This window comes from Streptomyces sp. NPDC037288 (genome assembly GCF_055603265.1).
Genome location: NZ_JBVJVY010000014.1, coordinates 21,368 through 38,567 on the forward strand (window position 1 = coordinate 21,368; position 17,200 = coordinate 38,567).

The following is a 17,200-nucleotide window of genomic DNA, read 5'->3' on the forward strand; positions in this document are numbered from 1 at the left end:
GGCGCTTTCGGGGCGGGCGGGCGATGCTGGTGAGCGGACAGCCCTGCGAGAAGGGCAGGAGGCTCGGCCCGGTGACCGCCGTCAACCCGATGAACAGCGCCTCGGTGCTGGCCGCCTTCGGCGCGCTCGGCGTCCTGGTGGTGATCTTCGCGGAGTCCGGTCTGCTGGTCGTCGGCTTCTTCCTGCCCGGTGACACCCTGCTGTTTCCGGCCGGAGTGCTGTGCGCCGGCACGGCGCAGCAGGCGCCCCGGCTGGAGCTGTGGCAGGTGCTGCTGTGCGCGGCCGTCGGGGCGGTGGCCGGCGCGCAGGTCGGGTATCTGCTCGGGCGGCACGGCGGACGGGCCCTGCTGGCCCGTACCTCGAGCCGGCGCGTGAAGACGGCGGCGGTGCGGGCCGAGGAGCTGCTGGCGCGGTACGGCTACGGGAAAGCGCTGGTCATCGGCCGGTTCGTACCGTTGGTGCGGACGGTTCTGCACCCGGTGGCCGGCGCGCTCGGGGTGCCCGTGCGGACCTTCACGCTCTGGCAGACCGTGGGCGGGGTGCTGTGGTCGCAACTGCTCGTCCTCGCCGGGTACACCCTCGGTACCTCGGTCCCGCACGTCGACGACTACCTGCTTCCGCTGGTCGCCGTGGTCGTGGTGCTGTCGATGCTTCCGCTCCTGTTCGAGGCCCGCCGCACCCGCCGCACCGGCCGCACCCGCCGCGACCAGCGCGCCCGCCACTGAGTGTGCCCCGCGCCCCTTTGGGTCGCCCTTCGGTGACCCTGCTCAGACCGCGGTGACCGACGGCGAGCCCGGGTAACCCGCAGCCGTGCGTGGGGGGGGGTCGCCGTGGGCACCCCGGCCCGACCTGGGGTAGCGCTCCGGGTCGGACCAGTACTGGTGTGCCGACTCGCCGACCGGGGCGGTGCCGAAGGCGTCGGGGTCCAGACCCCGGCCCCGCGGCCGGGCGCCCGGCCGCAGCTCTCGTACCGCCGTGGCCGGCGCGGTCGTACGGCGGTCAGATCCCGGCAGCCCCGGCGGGGCAGAGGAACAGCGGGCCGGAGGATCCTCACGCGGGCGTGTCAGCCGGCCGGGGCGGCCTCGTCGAGCGCGCGGCCGGCAGCCCCACGCCCGCCCGCGGTCGTCGCCGGCATCCGCGGTACCGCGGCCGGCCGCCCGGGGGCCGCGGTGTTCGGGCGCGCCCGGGCCGACGAGGACGCCGAGGGCCTGGATGGTCGTGGCCAGCGGATCGTCCGTACGGAACCCGCCTGCGGCGACCCCGGCCCGGATCAGGTCTTCGGGCCGGCCGCGCCAGCCGGCCTCCCGCTCGACGACCCGGTCGCGCGGCACCGGCCGGTGGCGGCCGAGGCGGCGGGTGGCTCAGCGGAGTCTGCGGGCCCTGGGCCGTTTGCGGTCGGCACGGCCGGGGCGCTGGATCGTGTGCAGTTCGCCGATCGCCGCGCGGACGTGCGCCGGGTCGCCCCGGCGGGAGCCGCCCGCGCACCACCAGGACGGCCGTCCGCCGACCTCGCGCGGGTGCATGCCGAGGTCATGGACGGTGCACAGGGGCCACGCCCGCCACAGTCGCTCCGTCACCGTCTCCTGGGCGGCGTCGGCGACGGCCATCAGCGTCCCGGCGGCGGACCGCGTCGGGACCAAGGAGCCGCCATGCGCTTCGCCGTTGGACAGAGCCACATGGACGTGCTCGTCCACGCCCCCGCACTCGGGGTAGGCGATCAGGCGCAGCGGACGCTGTTCGGGGACGGTCACCGCCAGATCGCGGTTGACGGCCGCCAGCGCCTCGTCCCACAGCGGATATTCACCGGCAGGCACGAGGCGCGGCTCGGGCAGGCCGAGGAATGCACACATGAGCACATCATCACGGACACGCGGCGCACTGCTCCGGCCGCCGACGAGGCCGAGCCCGCGCCTGTGCCCAACGACGCGTTCTGGACGGGGCGCTGACGAGCCGTGAGACTGGACAGGGGCCCGACGCCCCGAGCCCCGCTCTACAGGAACGGTGACCCATGGATGAGGCAGTCCCCCGCGTCGAACTCACCCCTCGGGCCGCGGAGCTGGTGCGGCGGCTGCACGCCGAGCACGGTCCGCTGATGTTCCACCAGTCCGGCGGCTGCTGCGACGGCAGCGCGCCCATGTGCTACCCGGACGGCGAGTTCCGTACCGGCGACGCGGACGTGCTGCTCGCTGAACTGGCGGTGGACGGGGTGACCGATCCCGTCACCTTCTGGATGTCCCGGAGTCAGTACCAGGCGTGGAGCCACACGCGGCTGATCGTGGACGTCGTCCCCGGACGGGGCAGCGGCTTCTCGCTGGAGGCACCCGAGGGGGTGCGTTTTCTCACCCGTTCTCGCGTAGTCGACGCCTAGTCGGCCCGGCGGTCGCCGCGCTCTGGTCCACTGCCCCGTAGGACCCGTAACGGAACCGTACGGAACCCGTACGGAACCGGTACGGCAAAGCCCGTACGGCAGGGACAGTTGACGAGACATCAGGGGGCACGGTGATCAGACGTCGCGGGTGTGCGGCAGCGGGCAGAGCGGTTCTCACGGTGGTCACGGCGTTCGGTGTGCTGGCCGGTGCGGCCCTGGCGGGGGCGGCACCGGCCGGTGCCGTTCCGGCCGGCGAGCGGATCGCTCCGGGCGTCACCTACCGGCAGTTCGACGTCGACGCGGCCGCGGGCACGGCACACGTCCATCTGCTCACGGTCGACCTGGCCGATCCGCACGTCCGCGTGGGCCTGCTGCACCCGGGCGCGGTGGCGGCCCGGGCCACCGTCTCGGGGATGGCGGACGCGGCCGGGGCGGTCGCCGGGGTCAACGGTGACTTCTTCCACATCACCGAGACCCAGCATCCGGGCGTGGAGGCCACCGGCGCGAGCGTCGGACCGGCGATCGCGGACGGGCGGGTGCTCAAGGCGGCGGTGCCGGACGGGCAGCGGTTCGGGCCCACGCTGCCGCAGGGGACGAGCACGCGGGACGTCTTCGGCGTCGGCACCGACCGGCGGGCCCGGCTGGACCGCCTGTCCCTCGTCGGCCGCGTCGCCACGCCGGAGGGCACGTTTCCGCTGAAGGGCCTCAACCAGTACGCACTCGCGGAGAACTCCGTCGGCGCCTTCACCTCGCGCTGGGGCAGCGCCTCCCGGATGCGCGCCGTGTGCGGCAGCGACATCGAGCGGTCGGCGCCGTGCAGCACCGACACCTACGAGGTGAGGGTCCGGGGCGGCCGGGTGGTCTCCGCGTCCGACAGGCCGGGCGGCGGGGCGATCCCGGCGGACACCACGGTCCTCGTGGGCCGCGAGGAGGGCGCGCGGCAGCTGCGCAAGCTGTCCCCCGGGGACGCGGTGACCGTGACACACGCCCTGGTGGCGGCCTCGTCCGGGGTGCCGTACGCGTTCGCGGTCGGCGGGTTCCCCGTCCTGCGGGACGGCGAGGCACTGTCCGGCCTGGACGACGTCACCTCGACGGTGCGCACGGTCGTGGGATTCAAGGGCGGCGGACGGCGGTTGCTGATCCTGGCGCTGGACGGGGCCACCGCCTACCGGACCGGTATGACGGTCGCGGAGGAGGCCGGCACCATGCGCTCGCTGGGCGCGTCCGACGCGTTCAACCTCGACGGCGGCGGTTCGACGGAGCTGGTCGCCCGCGACGACGGAGCGAGCGCCGTGACGGTTCGCAACCATCCGAGTACGGGCGCCGAACGCCCCGTCGCCAACGGGATCGGCGTCTTCTCCACACCCTGATCCCCATCCTGATCCACACCCTGATCCGCACCATGATCCACGGCCCGGTCCACGGCCTGAATTCAGGGCCGCAGGCTGCTCACCAGCTCGGCGGTCGTGGTGAGCCCGCTGCTGATGGTGGGCGCCATGCTCGTGCCGGCCAGGAAGAACCCGAGCAGCATGCAGACCAGGGCGTGGGAGACCTTCAAGGCGCCGTTGCGCATGAAGATCACGGCAATGATCAGAAGCAGCAGCACCACAGAGATGGAAATGGCCATCGCGAACCTCCTCCGCCACGCCCCCTTGAGCGGCGTTCGGCCGCAAGTGTGGCGTAGCGGAGGGTTTGCCCGGGCGGCTGACGTGTCCCCCAAACGGGTGTTGTCACTCCGCTGCTGCCAAGACCGGTAGCCGGCTGTGGGACGCTTAGGGCCCCTGAAGATCCACCAACTCGGCCAGCGCCTCCCGGTGGGCCCCCGCCGTGCCGTAGGCGATCGAGTCGGCCTTGGCCCGCTTGAGGTACAGATGGATCGGGTGCTCCCAGGTCATGCCGATCCCGCCGTGCAGCTGCAGCGCCTCCTCCACGGCATGTACGGCCACGGGCGCGGCGTACGCCTGAGCGACGGCAACCGACACGTCCACGTCCTCACCGGAGGCCAGCGCGGCAGCCGAAGCCCGCGCAGTGGCCCGCAGGTTGACGACCTCCAGCCACAGCTGGGCGAGCCGGTGCTTGAGCGCCTGGAACCCGCCGACCGGCCGGTTGAACTGCTTGCGCTCCTTCAGATAGCGGACCGTCTCGGTCAGCGCCCAGTCGGCCACGCCGAGCTGCTCGGAGGCGAGCAGTCCGGCGGCGGCGCGCAGAGCCCGTCGTACGGCGGGTTCCGCGTCGCCGGCACGGCGGCCGGGAGCGCCCTGCAGCCGTACCGTCGCCAGCGGCCGGGTCAGGTCCAGGGAGATCTGCGGGGTGATCGTCACGGCGTCGGCCGGGACGGCGTACAGGCCGCCGTCGTCGGCCGGGACGAGCAGGACGTCGGCCGCGGCCGCGTCGGCGATGCCGGTCAACTCGCCGTGCAGGGTGCCGCCCTCCAGCCGTACGGTCTTCACCGCGGCACCCGGGGGCGTGTGCAGGCCGACCGCGAGGGCGCCGATGGTGCGGCCCGAGGCCAGCTTTCCCAGCAGTTCCTCGTCGCCGCAGGCCAGCAGGGCCTCGGTGGCCACGACCGCGCTGGTGAGATAGGGCACGGGTGCGACCGCGCGGCCCAACTCCTCCAGAACGACGGCGACTTCGCGGGGCGAGGCACCCTGGCCGCCCTGCTCCTCGGGTACCAGGAGCCCGGCCAGGCCCATGCCCTCGGCGAGGGACTTCCACAGGGCGAGGTCGTGCGGGGTGTCCGACTCGACGCGGGCGATGACGTCCGCCGGTGCGCAGTGGTCCGTGAGCAGGTCACGGACGGCGGCCCGCAGCGCCTCTTCCTCCTCCGAGTACAGCAGATCGGTCATCGGGCCAGGTCCTTCCATGCGACGTCCTTGTCGGTGCGCGGCTCGGCGGGCAGGCCGAGGACCCGTTCGGCGACGATGTTCAGCAGGACCTCGCTGGTCCCGCCCTCGATGCTGTTGCCCTTGGAGCGCAGATAGCGGTAGCCGGCGTCACGGCCGGTGAAGTCGACCAGCTCGGGGCGGCGCATGGACCAGTCGTCGTACAACAGGCCCTCCTCGCCGCGCAGTTCGACCTCCAGGCCGCTGATCTCCTGGTTGAGGCGGGCGAAGGCGAGCTTCATACCGGAGCCCTCGTAGCCGGGCTGGCCGGCGACGAGCTGCTGGCGCAGGCGTTCGGCGGTGAGGCGGGAGACCTCGGCCTCGACCCACAGCTTCAGCAGCCGCTGGTGCAGTTCGTGGGTGCGTAGTCCGGGGCGTTGGCGCCAGGTCTCGGCGACCGGGCCGATCATGCCGCCCTCGCGGGGCAGGACCATGCCGCCGATGGAGACGCGCTCGTTCATCAGCGTGGTCTGGGCGACCCGCCAGCCGTCACCGACCGCGCCGAGGCGGCGGGTGTCGGGGATGCGGACGTCGGTGAGGAAGACCTCGTTGAACTCGGCCTCGCCGGTGATCTGGCGCAGCGGCCGGACCTCGACGCCCGGGTCGGTCATGTCGCAGATGAAGTAGGTGATGCCGGCGTGCTTGGGCGCGTCCGGGTCGGTGCGGGCGATGAGGATGGCCCAGCGGGCGATGTGGGCGCTGGACGTCCACACCTTCTGCCCGTTGACCACCCAGTCGTCGCCCTCACGGACCGCCCGGGTGCCGAGCGCGGCCAGGTCGGAGCCGGCGCCGGGCTCGCTGAACAGCTGGCACCACACCTCCTCGCCGGTCCACAGGGGCCGCAGGAAGCGCTGCTTCTGCTCGTCCGTGCCGTACTTGAGGATCGTCGGCGCGGCCATGCCGAGGCCGATGCCGATGCGCCGGGGGTCGTTGTCGGGGGCGCCGGCGGCCTCCAGCTCGGCGTCCACGACGCCCTGCAGCGAGCGCGGGACACCGAGTCCGCCGAGACCCTCCGGGTAGTGCACCCAGGCGAGGCCGGCGTCGAAGCGGGCCCGCAGGAAGTCCAGGGGGGCGGTTGCGGCCGGCGGGTGCGCGGCCAGCAACTCCCTTGTGCGGCGGCGCAGTTCTGCGGCGTCGGTCATGCTGCCTCCTCCATCACCACGGCGATCCGGCCGGTGGAGCGGCCGTCCGCCACCTTCTGCACGGCCACGGCGGCCTCGCTCAGCGGCACCCGCTCGCTCACCAGCGGCTTGATCGCACCGCGGGCGGCCAGTTCGGTGAGCTGCTCGTGGCACTGCAGGATCAGCTTCGGGTTCTTGGTGTTGTACAGGCCCCAGTGGAGGCCCAGGATCGAGTAGTTCTTCACGAGCGCGTGGTTGAGGGCCGGGCTCGGGATGGTGCCGCTGGCGAAGCCGACGACGACGATCCGGCCCTCGAAGGCGACGAGCTTGGCGGACTGGGCATAGGCCTCGCCGCCGACGGGGTCGTAGATCACGTCGGCGCCCCGGCCGCCGGTGGCCTCCTTCACGGCGGCGATCACGTCCTCGGTGCGGCGGTCGACGACCACGTCACAGCCCAGCTCACGGGCCACGGCGGCCTTGTCCGCACCGCCCACGACACCGATCACGGTGGCGCCGGCCGCCTTGCCGAGCTGGACGGCGGCGCTGCCCACGCCGCCCGCGGCGGCGTGCACGAGCAGGGTCTCCCCCGCCTCCAGCCGGGCCCGGCGGTGCAGGCCGAACCAGCCCGTCTGGTAGCCGATGTGCAGCGCGGCGGCCTCGGCGTCGTCCAGCGCGTCGGGCGCGGGCAGCAGGGCGCGGGCGTCGGCGAGCGCGTACTCGGCGAAACCGCCGTACGGCAGCGCGGGGTTGGCGATCACGCGGCGGCCGTCCTCGGTCTCGCCGCAGATCTCCACGCCGGGCGTGAAGGGCAGCGGCGGGCGCACCTGGTACTGGCCGCGGCACAGCAGCGCGTCCGGGAAGTTGATGTTGGCGGCGCGTACCCGCAGCAGTACCTGGCCGTCGCCGGGCGTGGGCCGCTCCACCTCCGCCAGGCGCATCACCTCACTCGGCTCGCCGTTCTCGTGCACTTGCCATGCCTGCATGCGGGGCCTCCACGGGACTGCTTCGTCTGACCGGGTCCGATCGCATACTAAGCGGTCGCTTGCCGATCAGGGAACCGTTGGCCGGATACCGGTGCGCGTCGCGTCCGTCACGTCCGGGGCGCCGGCCGCGCCCGCACGTGCATCCGCTCGCCCTGCGGCCCGAACAGGCTGAGGAACTCCACCGGGCCCTCGCCCGTCGACCCGAACCAGTGCGGCACGCGCGTGTCGAACTCGGCGGCCTCCCCCGCCGAGAGCACCACGTCGTGCTCGCCGAGGACCAGCCGCAGCCGGCCCGACAGCACATACAGCCACTCGTACCCCTCATGGGTGCGCGGATCCGGCTCCTGCTCGCGCTGCGGTTCCAGCACCTTGAAGGCCTGGAGGCCGCCGGGCTGGCGGGTGAGCGGCCAGTGGGTGCGCCCGCCCCGCACGATCGGCTTGGACCGCACCCGCGGATCCCCCACCGGCGGTGCGCCGACCAGTTCGTCCAGCGGCACCTGGTGGGCCTGGGCGATCGGCAGCAGCAGTTCGAGGCTGGGCCTGCGCAGGCCGGACTCCAACCGGGAGAGGGTGCTGACGGAGATGCCGGTGGCCTCGGACAGCGCGGCCAGGGTCACCTCCCGCTCCTTGCGGATGCGCCGCAACCGCGGGCCCACGCCGGCGAGAACGTCGTCGGTACTCATGCCGGTATTGCAGATTCGGCAAACACGTTTGTCAATACCGAAGCGGCGGGGCGACGGTCGGGGGCGGAGGTGGTCACATGACCCAGAACACCGAGCACTTCGAGGTGGTCGTCGTCGGAGGCGGAGCCGCCGGGCTGTCCACCGCGCTGGTCCTCGGCCGGGCCCGGCGCCGCACGCTGGTGGTCGACGCCGACGAGCCGCGCAACGCGCCGTCCGCGCACATGCACGGCTATCTGTCCCGCGACGGCATGTCGCCGGCCGAGTTCCTGGCGCTCGGGCGTGCGGAGATCGCCCGGTACGGCGTGGAGCTGGTCCGCGACCGGGTCGTGGACGCGGGCAAGGACGGCACGGGCTTCACGGCACGGCTGGCGGGCGGCCGGGCGGTACGGGCCCGGCAGCTGGTGATCGCCACGGGCCTGAAGGACGAGCTGCCGGATGTTCCCGGACTTGCCGAGCGGTTCGGCCGGGACGTGCTGCACTGCCCGTACTGCCACGGCTGGGAGGCCCGCGACCTGCCGACCGGCGTGCTCGCGACCTCGCCTATGAGCGTGCACCAGGCCCTGATGGTGACCCAGTGGTCGAAGGACGTGCGGTTCTTCCCGCACGAGGTGAGCGAGTCGGAGCTGACCGATGACGACCTGCGCCGGCTGGCCGCCGCCGGGGTCACGGTCGCGCCCGGGAAGGTCGCGGAACTCGTCGTCGCCGACGACCGGCTCACCGGGGTCCGGCTCGGCGACGGCACGGTCCACGACCGCGAGGTGCTGTACGCCGCTCCGCGCGCCGTCCCGCGCAACGCCCTGCTCGTGCGGCTGGGCGCCGAGCTGCGCGAGACCCCGTTCGGCGCCTACCCGGTGATCGACGAACGGGGCCTGACGACCGTGCCCGGTCTGTGGGCGGCGGGCAACGCGAGCGGCTTCGCCGAGCAGGTGATCAACGCGGCGAGCCGGGGACACCGCGCCGGGGCGGCGATCAACGGGGAACTGCTCATGGCCGACCTGGACGAGGGCGCCCTGAAGGGGCGCGGGGAACTGCGCGCCTAGCCACCACCCACCCGCAGCCGGGAAACCGCGCACCCGGCGGAGCGTTGGTGCACCCTGGGGGCATGCTGCTGACCCGGCTCGCCCAGGTGTCCCGGGAAGTCGCCGCGACGGCGGCCCGGTCCCGCAAGACCGCGCTGCTCGCCGAGCTGTTCCGGGAGGCGGAGGCGGACGACGTGCCGATCGTCATCCCGTACCTGGCCGGACGGCTGCCGCAGGGCCGGCTCGGCGTCGGCTGGAAGGTGCTGAGCCGCCCGGTGCCGCCGGCCGCCGGCCCCGCCCTCACGGTCCGGGAGGTCGACGCGCTGCTCGGCGAGCTGGGCAAGGTGTCCGGTCCGGGTTCGCAGGCGGAGCGGACGCGGCTCGTCGGCGAGCTGATGGGCGCCGCCACCGAGGAGGAGCAGCGGTTCCTGCTCGGTCTGCTCACCGGCGAGGTACGGCAGGGCGCGCTGGACGCCGTCGCGGTGGAAGGCCTCGCCCAGGCGACCGGCGCGGACCCGGCCGCCGTACGGCGGGCGGTGATGCTCGCCGGGTCGCTGCAGACGGTCGCCCAGGCCCTGCTCGCCGAGGGCCCCGGGGCGCTGGACCGCTTCCGGCTCACGGTCGGCCGGCCCGTCCTGCCGATGCTGGCGCACAGCGCCTCCTCGGTCGCCGATGCGGTGGAGAAGCTGGGCGCGTGCGCGGTCGAGGAGAAGCTGGACGGCATCCGGGTGCAGATCCACCGGGACGGCGACACGGTCCGCGTGCACACCCGCACCCTGGACGACATCACCGACCGGCTGCCCGAAGTGACCGCCGCCGCCCTTCGGTTGCGGGGTGAGCGGTTCATCCTGGACGGCGAGGTGATCTCCTTCGACGCGGCCGGACGGCCCCGGTCCTTCCAGGAGACGGCGGGCCGGGTCGGCTCCCGCACGGACGTGGCGAAGGCCGCCGAGGAGGTCCCGGTCTCCCCCGTCTTCTTCGACGCGCTGTCGGTCGACGGCACCGATCTGCTGGACCTGCCCTTCAACGACCGGCACGCGGAGCTGGCCCGGCTGGTGCCGGAGCCGATGCGGGTGCGCCGGACGGTCGCCTCGGGGCCAGAGGACATCGCGGAGGCGGAACGGTTCCTCGCCGAGACGCTGGCCCGCGGTCACGAGGGCGTGGTGGTCAAGGCGCTGGACGCGCCCTACAGCGCGGGCCGGCGCGGAGCCTCCTGGCTGAAGGTCAAGCCGGTCCACACCCTCGACCTGGTGGTGCTGGCCGCCGAGTGGGGGCACGGCCGCCGCACGGGCAGACTCTCCAACCTCCACCTGGGCGCCCGCAACCCCGACGGCAGCTTCGCCATGCTCGGCAAGACCTTCAAGGGCATGACCGACGCGATGCTCGCCTGGCAGACCGAGCGGCTCCAGGAGCTGGCGGTCGAGGACTCCGGCTGGGTGGTCCGGGTCCGCCCCGAACTCGTCGTGGAGATCGCCTACGACGGCCTCCAGCGCTCCTCCCGCTACCCGGCCGGCGTCACCCTCCGCTTCGCCCGCGTGGTCCGCTACCGCGAGGACAAACGCCCCGAGGAGGCCGATACGGTGGAGGCCCTGCTGGCGGCCCACCCGGAGGTCAGGCCGTGACGGTGCGTGCGACGAGGCGCAGCGCGGGACTGCTGTTGTTCCGGCACACCGGTGAGGGACTCGAGGTGTTGCTCGGCCATATGGGAGGACCGTTCTGGGCGAAGAAGGACGCGGGCGCGTGGACCGTGCCGAAGGGCGAGTACGAACCCGACGAGCCCGCCTGGGAGGCCGCCCGGCGGGAGTTCCGGGAGGAACTGGGGCTGGCGCCGCCCGACGGGAAGGCCGTACCACTGGGCGAGGTCGTGCAGAAGAACGGCAAGGTCGTCACCGCGTGGGCCGTCGAGGCGGACCCCGACCTGACGGGCTTCAGCCCCGGTACCTTCGCCATGGAGTGGCCGCCGAGGTCCGGCCGCGTGCGGGAGTTCCCGGAGCTGGACCGGGTGGAGTGGCTCGGCCTGGACCGGGCCCGTGAGCTGATCATCGCGGCGCAGACCGCGTTTCTCGACCGGCTGGCGGAGCACTCGGGCTGAACAGGGGCCCTTCGCGTTGCGGCTTGCCCGGCCGCGCGCGAAGGTCGAAGCAAGCCCGCTCCCAGGGAGGTCAGCCATGCCCATCGCGACGGTGAACCCGGCGAACGGCGAGACGCTCAAGACGTACGAGCCGATGGGTGAAGAGGAGCTGGAACGCCGGCTCCAGCTCGCCGAGGCCACGTTCCGCACGTACCGGACGACCACGTTCGCCGACCGCGCCCGGCTGATGAACAGGGCCGCCGGCCTGCTGGACGAGGATCAGCAGGAGATCGCCCGGGTCATGACCACCGAGATGGGCAAGCCGATCAAGCAGGCACGGGCGGAGGCCGCGAAGTGCGCCAAGGCGATGCGCTGGTACGCCGAGCGCGCCGAAGGGCTGCTGGCGGACGAGGAGCCCGCCGAGCCGGACGTGCGCGACTCCGGCGCCTCCCGGGTCCGGGTGCGCTACCGCCCGTTGGGCCCGGTCCTCGCGGTGATGCCCTGGAACTTCCCGATGTGGCAGGTGATCCGGTTCGCCGCGCCCGCGCTGATGGCGGGCAACGTGGGCCTGCTCAAGCACGCCTCCAACGTCCCCCAGACGGCCCTCTACCTGGAGGACCTGTTCCACCGGGCGGGCTTCACGGAGGGCTGTTTCCAGACCCTGCTGGTCGGCTCGGCCGCGGTGGACGACATCCTGCGCGACGAACGCGTGAAGGCGGCGACACTGACGGGCAGCGAGCCCGCGGGCCGGGCGGTCGCCTCCACCGCCGGCGAGATGATCAAGAAGACGGTGCTGGAGCTGGGCGGCAGCGACCCGTACGTCGTCATGCCCTCCGCCGACCTCGACCGGGCGGCCGAGGTGGCGGTGACCGCGCGCGTGCAGAACAACGGGCAGTCCTGCATCGCCGCCAAGCGGTTCATCGTGCACACCGACGTCTACGACACCTTCGCGGAGAAGTTCGTCGCCGGCATGAAGGCGCTCAGGATCGGCGACCCGCTGGAGGACGACACCGAGGTGGGGCCGCTCTCCAGCGAACAGGGACGCAGCGATCTGGAGGAGCTGGTCGACGACGCGAAGCGCAGCGGCGCCGAGGTGCTGTGCGGCGGCGAGCGGCCGGACGGGCCGGGCTGGTACTACCCGCCGACCGTGCTGGCCGGGATCACCCGGGAGATGCGCATCCACCGGGAGGAGGCGTTCGGGCCGGTGGCCACGCTGTACCGGGCCGGTGACGTGGACGAGGCACTGCTCATCGCCAACGACTCGTTCTTCGGGCTGAGTTCCAATGTGTGGACGCGGGACGAGAGCGAGGTCGAGCGGTTCACCCACGACCTGGAGGCCGGGTCCGTGTACGTCAACGGGATGACCGCCTCGCATCCGGCGTTCCCCTTCGGCGGGGTCAAGCGGTCCGGGTTCGGGCGTGAGCTGTCCGGGCACGGAATCCGCGAGTTCTGCAACATCACCACGGTTTGGCAGGGTGCGTGAGCGCTGCGCGGCTAGCATCCGCTTTGTGAACGGCGAAGTGACTCTGCCTCTGATCGTGGACGACCGTGGGGCCCTGCAGGTGGCTGCGGCCGACGTGAGTAAGTTGCTGCGGACCGTGGGAGCTCGGTGGCTGCATCTTGTCGAGGGCGGGGAGCCGGGGCTGGACGAGGACACCGTGGCCGCGCTGACCATCGAGCTGGCCAAGCTGGCGGATCGCATCGACGTGGCGTGCATCGCGCACAGCAGCGGGGCGCCGTAGGCCGCTGCGCGGGCTGCCCCACCGCTTCCCCGCAGTAACAGTCGTCATCGGATTTCCCCTCGTTGGGCGGTGGAATTCGCCCTTCGAGCCTGCCCCGGGGTCCCCGATTCGGAGTAACCCAACGCGAGATCGTCGTCCTCCTGGGTGACGGTGGGTGCAGCACCCACAGAGGTGAACCACCTTCTGGCCGGTGGGCGAAGGCCCGCCGAAAGCGGAAAGCAGGGACGGTTCATGGCGACTTTGTGCAGACCCTCGGTGTCGGTCCCGGAGCACCTGATCACGATGGAGGAGACGCTGGAGCTGGCGCGCTCCCGCCACGCGGACCACCCTCAACTGGCACTCGCGCTGCGCCTCATCGAGAACACGGGCGTCAAGACCCGGCACATCGTGCAACCCATCGAGGAGACGCTGAAGCACCCGGGATTCGAGGAGCGCAACAAGCTCTACGAGGCCGAGGCCAAGGCCCGGGTCCCCGAGGTGATCCAGCGGGCGCTGGACGACGCGGAGCTGCTCACCAGCGACATCGACGTGATCATCTACGTGTCGTGCACGGGCTTCATGATGCCCTCGCTGACGGCGTGGCTGATCAACGAGATGGACTTCGACTCCACCACCCGCCAGCTCCCCATAGCCCAGCTGGGCTGCGCGGCCGGCGGGGCGGCGATCAACCGGGCGCACGACTTCTGCTCGGCCTACCCGAACGCCAACGCGCTCATCGTGGCCTGCGAATTCTGCTCGCTGTGCTACCAGCCCACCGACCTCGGCGTCGGCTCGCTGCTCTCCAACGGCCTGTTCGGCGACGGCATCGCCGCCGCCGTGGTCCGCGGAAACGGCGGTACGGGCGTCCGTCTGGAGCGCAACGGCTCCTACCTGATCCCGAAGACGGAGGACTGGATCGCGTACGACGTCCGGGCCACCGGCTTCCACTTCCTGCTGGACAAGCGGGTGCCCACGACCATGGAGCCGCTCGCCCCGGCGCTGAAGGACCTGGCCGGCCTGCACGGCTGGGACGCGTCCGACCTGGACTTCTACATCATCCACGCGGGCGGGCCGCGCATACTCGACGACCTCAGCAAGTTCCTCGAGGTCGAGCCGCACGCGTTCCGGTTCAGCCGGGCCACGCTCACCGAGTACGGCAACATAGCCAGCGCCGTCGTCCTGGACGCGCTGCGCCGGATGTTCGACGAGGGCGGCGCCGAGGACAGGGCGCGCGGTCTGCTCGCCGGGTTCGGTCCCGGCATCACGGCCGAGATGACGGTCGGCCGGTGGGTCGACTCGGGCGGTGACCCGCGATGACCGAGGAGGCGACGCTCACCGAGCCCCGGCCCGAGGCCCCGCCCCCGATCCGGCAGTGGCCGGCGCTCGACCTGACCGGGACGGACTTCGACCCGGTGCTGATCGAGCTGATGGCCGAGGGACCGGTCACCCGCATCCAGCTGCCCAACGGCGAGGGCTGGGCCTGGCTGGTGACCCGGCACGACGACGTGCGCATGGTCACCAACGACCCGCGCTTCCGCCGCGAGGCGGTCATGGAGCAGCGGGTCACGCGGCTCGCCCCGCACTTCGTCCCGGACCGCGGCGCGGTCGGCTTCCTCGACCCGCCCGACCACACCCGGCTGCGCCGCGCGGTGGCCGCCGCGTTCACCGCGAAGGGCGTGGAGCGGGTGCGGGAGAAGGCCCGAACCACGCTGGACGAGCTGGTCGACGAGCTTCTGCAGGACGGGCCCCCCGCCGATCTCACCAGTACGGTGCTCAGCCCGTTCCCGATCGCGGTGATCTGCGAGCTGATGGGCGTCCCGCCCGGCGACCGGCCCACCATGCACGGCTGGACCCAGCTCATCCTGTCCTCCTCGCACGGCAAGGAGGTCAGCGAGAAGGCCAAGCGGGAGATGAGCGCCTACTTCTCCGACCTCGTCGGGCAGCGCGAGGACAGTACCGCCGAGGACGTCGCCTCACTGCTCGGCGCCGCGGTGGGCCGGGGCGAGGTCGCTCTGGAGGAGGCCGTCGGTCTCGCCGTCCTCCTCCAGATCGGCGGCGAGGCGGTCACCAACAACAGCGGGCAGATGTTCTACCTGCTGCTGACCCGCCCCGACCTGATCGGACGGCTGCGCGGCGAGCCGGAGATCCGGCCGCAGGCCATCGACGAGCTCCTGCGCTACATCCCGCACCGCAACGCGGTGGGTCTGTCCCGGATCGCCATGGAGGACGTCGAGATCAGGGGCCACCGCATCCGCGCGGGCGACCCGGTCTACGTCTCCTACCTGGCGGCCAACCGCGACCCGGAGGTCTTCTGCGACCCGGACACCATCGACTTCTCCCGCAGCCCGAACCCCCACCTGTCGTTCGGTTTCGGCCCGCACTACTGCCCCGGCGGGCAGCTCGCCCGGCTGGAGTCGGAGCTGCTGGTGAACGCCCTGCTGGACCGGGTTCCGGGCCTGAGGCTGGCCGTACCTCCGGAGCAGGTGCCGTTCAAGAAGGGCGCCCTGATCCGGGGTCCCGAGGCCCTGCCGGTGACCTGGTGAGCCACCGATGACGCCCACCGAGGGACTGCTCGTGCCGCCGGGCCACGGCCGGGTCGTCGCGACACCGGCGCAGCGCGTGACGTTCAAGGTCACCGGCACCCACTCGCGGATGGCCTCCACCTTCGAGGTGGAGGTGCCGCCTGGCTTCGACGTGGGCGCCCATGTGCACACACGTAGCGAGGAGCTGTTCTATGTCCTCGAAGGCGAGCTGGACGTGCTCGCCTTCGAGCCGCGCGTCCGCACCCCGGACAACTGGCAGAGCTGGGAGTCCAGTTCGGGCAGCCGGGTGGTCCGGGCGACGCCGGGCACGGTCATCGCCGTACCGCCGGGGTGCCCGCATGCGTTCGCGAACCCGACGGACACCCCCGCGAAGATGTTCTTCCAGGCGAGCCCGCCACCGGATCACGAACGCTATTTCGAGGAACTGCTGGAGATCCTGGGCAACGGCGGCCCACCCGACCAGGAGGCCATCGAGGCGCTGAGGGCGAAGTACGACATCGATCAGCTCACGCCTCTCAGGCACCGGTGACCGTTCTTACCGGATCGGCATCCCGGCCAGGGTCCGCGCGATGACGAGCCGCTGGATCTCGCTCGTCCCCTCGAAGATCGTGTAGATCGCGCTGTCCCGGTGCATCCGCTCGACCGGGTACTCACGGGTGTACCCGTTCCCGCCCAGGATCTGGATCGCCTGCGCGGTCACCTTCTTCGCGGTCTCACTCGCGAACAGCTTCGACATCGACCCCTCGGCCGCGGTGAACGGCTTCCCGCTGACCGCCATCCAGGACGCACGCCACACGAGCAGCCGCGCCGCGTCGATCTGCGTCCGCATGTCCGCGAGCTGGAAGGCAACCCCCTGGTTGTCGATGATCGGCCGCCCGAACTGCTCCCGCGTCCTGGCGTAGTCGAGGGCGACCTCGTACGCGGCCCGGGCGGTGCCGACCGCCATCGCGCCGACGGCGGGGCGGGACGCCTCGAACGTGGCCATCGCCGCGTTCTTCACCCGCTCGCCTCCGGCCGCCTTCGCCTTCTCCCGGGCCCGCGCGAGCCGCTCGTCCAGCTTCTCCTTGCCGCCGAGCAGGCAGGAACCGGGGACGCGGACCTGGTCGAGGACGACCTCCGCGGTGTGCGAGGCGCGGATGCCGTGCTTCTTGAACTTCTGGCCCTGGGCGAGGCCCGGCGTGCCCGGCGGGACGATGAACGAGGCGTGGCCCTTGGAGCCCAGCTCCGGATCGACGCTGGCGACGACGACGTGGACGTTGGCGATGCCGCCGTTGGTCGCCCAGGTCTTCGTGCCGTCGATCACCCACTCGTCCTTCGCCTCGTCGTACACGGCACGCGTGCGCAGGGAGGCGACGTCGGAGCCGGCGTCGGGCTCGGAGGAGCAGAACGCGGCGACCTTGACGTCGTTCTGGTCGCCGTACATCTGCGGGATCCAGGTGCCGATCTGTTCCTCGGTTCCGTTCGCGAGAACGCCCACGGCGGCGAGACCGGTGCCCACAATGGAGAGGGCGATGCCCGCATCGCCCCAGAACAGCTCCTCCATGGCCATCGGGATGCCGAGGCCGGTGGGGTCGAAGTACTGCTGCGCGTAGAAGTCGAGGGAATAGATGCCGACCTTCGCGGCCTCCTGGATGACCGGCCAGGGAGTCTCCTCGCGCTCGTCCCACTCGGCGGCCGCGGGGCGGATCACGTCGGCGGCGAAGCCATGGAGCCAGTCCCGGACTTCCCTCTGTTCGTCGTTCAGCTCCATGGTGAACTCGGCCATGTCCCCTCCAGCGGCGGTGCGATGTTACTAGCGGTAACCCGAGT

The 17,200-nt window shown here is 72.3% G+C and carries 19 protein-coding genes; 11 read left to right on the top strand and 8 right to left on the bottom strand.

The window, feature by feature from the left end; all coding sequences use genetic code 11:
* The first annotated feature begins 71 nt into the window (after nt 1-71).
* Nucleotides 72-725 (top strand): DedA family protein, encoded by a 654-nt coding sequence (locus tag ACZ7GZ_RS18160; protein ID WP_471025383.1) that lies wholly within the window; start codon nt 72-74, stop codon nt 723-725.
* A 42-nt stretch (nt 726-767) separates the two neighbouring features.
* On the opposite strand, the gene ACZ7GZ_RS18165 is transcribed toward ACZ7GZ_RS18160, so the two are convergent.
* Both ACZ7GZ_RS18165 and ACZ7GZ_RS18170 read right to left on the bottom strand, forming a co-directional pair.
* Nucleotides 768-1,331, bottom strand: a complete 564-nt coding sequence (locus ACZ7GZ_RS18165; protein WP_471025128.1) for a hypothetical protein — start codon at nt 1,329-1,331, stop codon at nt 768-770.
* A gap of 30 nt (nt 1,332-1,361) precedes the next feature.
* Nucleotides 1,362-1,850 (bottom strand): hypothetical protein, encoded by a 489-nt coding sequence (locus ACZ7GZ_RS18170; protein ID WP_471025129.1) that lies wholly within the window; start codon nt 1,848-1,850, stop codon nt 1,362-1,364.
* A 158-nt stretch (nt 1,851-2,008) separates the two neighbouring features.
* Here ACZ7GZ_RS18170 and ACZ7GZ_RS18175 point away from each other — a divergent pair, with 158 nt between their 5' ends.
* Nucleotides 2,009-2,368 carry a DUF779 domain-containing protein gene (locus ACZ7GZ_RS18175; RefSeq protein ID WP_471025131.1) on the top strand — a complete coding sequence of 120 codons (360 nt, stop codon included), beginning with the start codon at nt 2,009-2,011 and terminating at the stop codon, nt 2,366-2,368.
* A 197-nt stretch (nt 2,369-2,565) separates the two neighbouring features.
* Entirely contained in the window at nt 2,566-3,738 is a 1,173-nt protein-coding gene (locus ACZ7GZ_RS18180; protein ID WP_471025385.1) for a phosphodiester glycosidase family protein, read from the top strand.
* A gap of 62 nt (nt 3,739-3,800) precedes the next feature.
* Here ACZ7GZ_RS18180 and ACZ7GZ_RS18185 read toward each other — a convergent pair whose 3' ends face one another.
* From ACZ7GZ_RS18185 to ACZ7GZ_RS18205, 5 genes are all read right to left on the bottom strand, one after another.
* Nucleotides 3,801-3,995, bottom strand: a complete 195-nt coding sequence (locus ACZ7GZ_RS18185; protein WP_360085729.1) for a hypothetical protein — start codon at nt 3,993-3,995, stop codon at nt 3,801-3,803.
* A 145-nt stretch (nt 3,996-4,140) separates the two neighbouring features.
* Nucleotides 4,141-5,214, bottom strand: coding sequence for an acyl-CoA dehydrogenase family protein (locus ACZ7GZ_RS18190; protein ID WP_471025132.1), 1,074 nt, complete (start codon nt 5,212-5,214; stop codon nt 4,141-4,143).
* The gene (locus ACZ7GZ_RS18195; protein WP_471025133.1) at nt 5,211-6,392 is read right to left on the bottom strand and encodes an acyl-CoA dehydrogenase family protein; all 1,182 of its coding nucleotides are present in this window, start codon (nt 6,390-6,392) and stop codon (nt 5,211-5,213) included. Before ACZ7GZ_RS18195 ends, ACZ7GZ_RS18190 begins: the two co-directional genes overlap by 4 nt.
* Nucleotides 6,389-7,354, bottom strand: coding sequence for an NADPH:quinone oxidoreductase family protein (locus tag ACZ7GZ_RS18200; RefSeq protein WP_471025134.1), 966 nt, complete (start codon nt 7,352-7,354; stop codon nt 6,389-6,391). The genes ACZ7GZ_RS18195 and ACZ7GZ_RS18200 overlap by 4 nt, the downstream gene beginning before the upstream one ends.
* Nucleotides 7,355-7,461: 107 nt before the next feature.
* A complete protein-coding gene (locus ACZ7GZ_RS18205) occupies nt 7,462-8,037 on the bottom strand; it encodes a helix-turn-helix domain-containing protein (protein ID WP_471025136.1) in 576 nt (191 codons plus the stop codon).
* Between the two features lie 77 nt (nt 8,038-8,114).
* On the opposite strand from ACZ7GZ_RS18205, the gene ACZ7GZ_RS18210 reads away from it, so the two are divergent.
* From ACZ7GZ_RS18210 to ACZ7GZ_RS18245, 8 genes are all read left to right on the top strand, one after another.
* Nucleotides 8,115-9,077 carry an NAD(P)/FAD-dependent oxidoreductase gene (locus ACZ7GZ_RS18210; RefSeq protein WP_471025138.1) on the top strand — a complete coding sequence of 321 codons (963 nt, stop codon included), beginning with the start codon at nt 8,115-8,117 and terminating at the stop codon, nt 9,075-9,077.
* A gap of 62 nt (nt 9,078-9,139) precedes the next feature.
* Nucleotides 9,140-10,678, top strand: a complete 1,539-nt coding sequence (locus ACZ7GZ_RS18215) for an ATP-dependent DNA ligase (RefSeq protein WP_471025140.1) — start codon at nt 9,140-9,142, stop codon at nt 10,676-10,678.
* Entirely contained in the window at nt 10,675-11,148 is a 474-nt protein-coding gene (locus tag ACZ7GZ_RS18220) for an NUDIX hydrolase (protein ID WP_471025142.1), read from the top strand. Before ACZ7GZ_RS18215 ends, ACZ7GZ_RS18220 begins: the two co-directional genes overlap by 4 nt.
* A gap of 76 nt (nt 11,149-11,224) precedes the next feature.
* Nucleotides 11,225-12,610, top strand: a complete 1,386-nt coding sequence (locus tag ACZ7GZ_RS18225) for an NADP-dependent succinic semialdehyde dehydrogenase (RefSeq protein ID WP_471025143.1) — start codon at nt 11,225-11,227, stop codon at nt 12,608-12,610.
* A 25-nt stretch (nt 12,611-12,635) separates the two neighbouring features.
* Nucleotides 12,636-12,869, top strand: a complete 234-nt coding sequence (locus ACZ7GZ_RS18230; protein ID WP_351243279.1) for a DUF6213 family protein — start codon at nt 12,636-12,638, stop codon at nt 12,867-12,869.
* Between the two features lie 231 nt (nt 12,870-13,100).
* On the top strand, nt 13,101-14,165 hold the full coding sequence (locus ACZ7GZ_RS18235; protein WP_471025144.1) for a type III polyketide synthase: 1,065 nt from the start codon (nt 13,101-13,103) through the stop codon (nt 14,163-14,165).
* Nucleotides 14,162-15,391: a cytochrome P450 gene (locus tag ACZ7GZ_RS18240; protein WP_471025146.1), complete on the top strand. Its 1,230-nt coding sequence runs from the start codon at nt 14,162-14,164 to the stop codon at nt 15,389-15,391. Before ACZ7GZ_RS18235 ends, ACZ7GZ_RS18240 begins: the two co-directional genes overlap by 4 nt.
* 7 nt (nt 15,392-15,398) lie before the next feature.
* Entirely contained in the window at nt 15,399-15,920 is a 522-nt protein-coding gene (locus ACZ7GZ_RS18245; protein ID WP_471025147.1) for a cupin domain-containing protein, read from the top strand.
* A 6-nt stretch (nt 15,921-15,926) separates the two neighbouring features.
* Here ACZ7GZ_RS18245 and ACZ7GZ_RS18250 read toward each other — a convergent pair whose 3' ends face one another.
* Entirely contained in the window at nt 15,927-17,156 is a 1,230-nt protein-coding gene (locus ACZ7GZ_RS18250; RefSeq protein WP_471025148.1) for an acyl-CoA dehydrogenase family protein, read from the bottom strand.
* Between the last annotated feature and the right edge of the window lie 44 nt (nt 17,157-17,200).

Bases quoted from the DNA above. Each gene is read 5' to 3' on its own strand.
- ACZ7GZ_RS18205 (WP_471025136.1), bottom strand. From the start codon at position 8,037: ATGAGTACCGACGACGTTCTCGCCGGCGTGGGCCCGCGGTTGCGGCGC.
- ACZ7GZ_RS18190 (WP_471025132.1), bottom strand. From the start codon at position 5,214: ATGACCGATCTGCTGTACTCGGAGGAGGAAGAGGCGCTGCGGGCCGCC.
- ACZ7GZ_RS18175 (WP_471025131.1), top strand. From the start codon at position 2,009: ATGGATGAGGCAGTCCCCCGCGTCGAACTCACCCCTCGGGCCGCGGAG.
- ACZ7GZ_RS18200 (WP_471025134.1), bottom strand. From the start codon at position 7,354: ATGCAGGCATGGCAAGTGCACGAGAACGGCGAGCCGAGTGAGGTGATG.
- ACZ7GZ_RS18195 (WP_471025133.1), bottom strand. From the start codon at position 6,392: ATGACCGACGCCGCAGAACTGCGCCGCCGCACAAGGGAGTTGCTGGCC.
- ACZ7GZ_RS18245 (WP_471025147.1), top strand. From the start codon at position 15,399: ATGACGCCCACCGAGGGACTGCTCGTGCCGCCGGGCCACGGCCGGGTC.
- ACZ7GZ_RS18235 (WP_471025144.1), top strand. From the start codon at position 13,101: ATGGCGACTTTGTGCAGACCCTCGGTGTCGGTCCCGGAGCACCTGATC.
- ACZ7GZ_RS18185 (WP_360085729.1), bottom strand. From the start codon at position 3,995: ATGGCCATTTCCATCTCTGTGGTGCTGCTGCTTCTGATCATTGCCGTG.
- ACZ7GZ_RS18240 (WP_471025146.1), top strand. From the start codon at position 14,162: ATGACCGAGGAGGCGACGCTCACCGAGCCCCGGCCCGAGGCCCCGCCC.
- ACZ7GZ_RS18215 (WP_471025140.1), top strand. From the start codon at position 9,140: ATGCTGCTGACCCGGCTCGCCCAGGTGTCCCGGGAAGTCGCCGCGACG.
- ACZ7GZ_RS18250 (WP_471025148.1), bottom strand. From the start codon at position 17,156: ATGGCCGAGTTCACCATGGAGCTGAACGACGAACAGAGGGAAGTCCGG.
- ACZ7GZ_RS18210 (WP_471025138.1), top strand. From the start codon at position 8,115: ATGACCCAGAACACCGAGCACTTCGAGGTGGTCGTCGTCGGAGGCGGA.
- ACZ7GZ_RS18225 (WP_471025143.1), top strand. From the start codon at position 11,225: ATGCCCATCGCGACGGTGAACCCGGCGAACGGCGAGACGCTCAAGACG.
- ACZ7GZ_RS18170 (WP_471025129.1), bottom strand. From the start codon at position 1,850: ATGTGTGCATTCCTCGGCCTGCCCGAGCCGCGCCTCGTGCCTGCCGGT.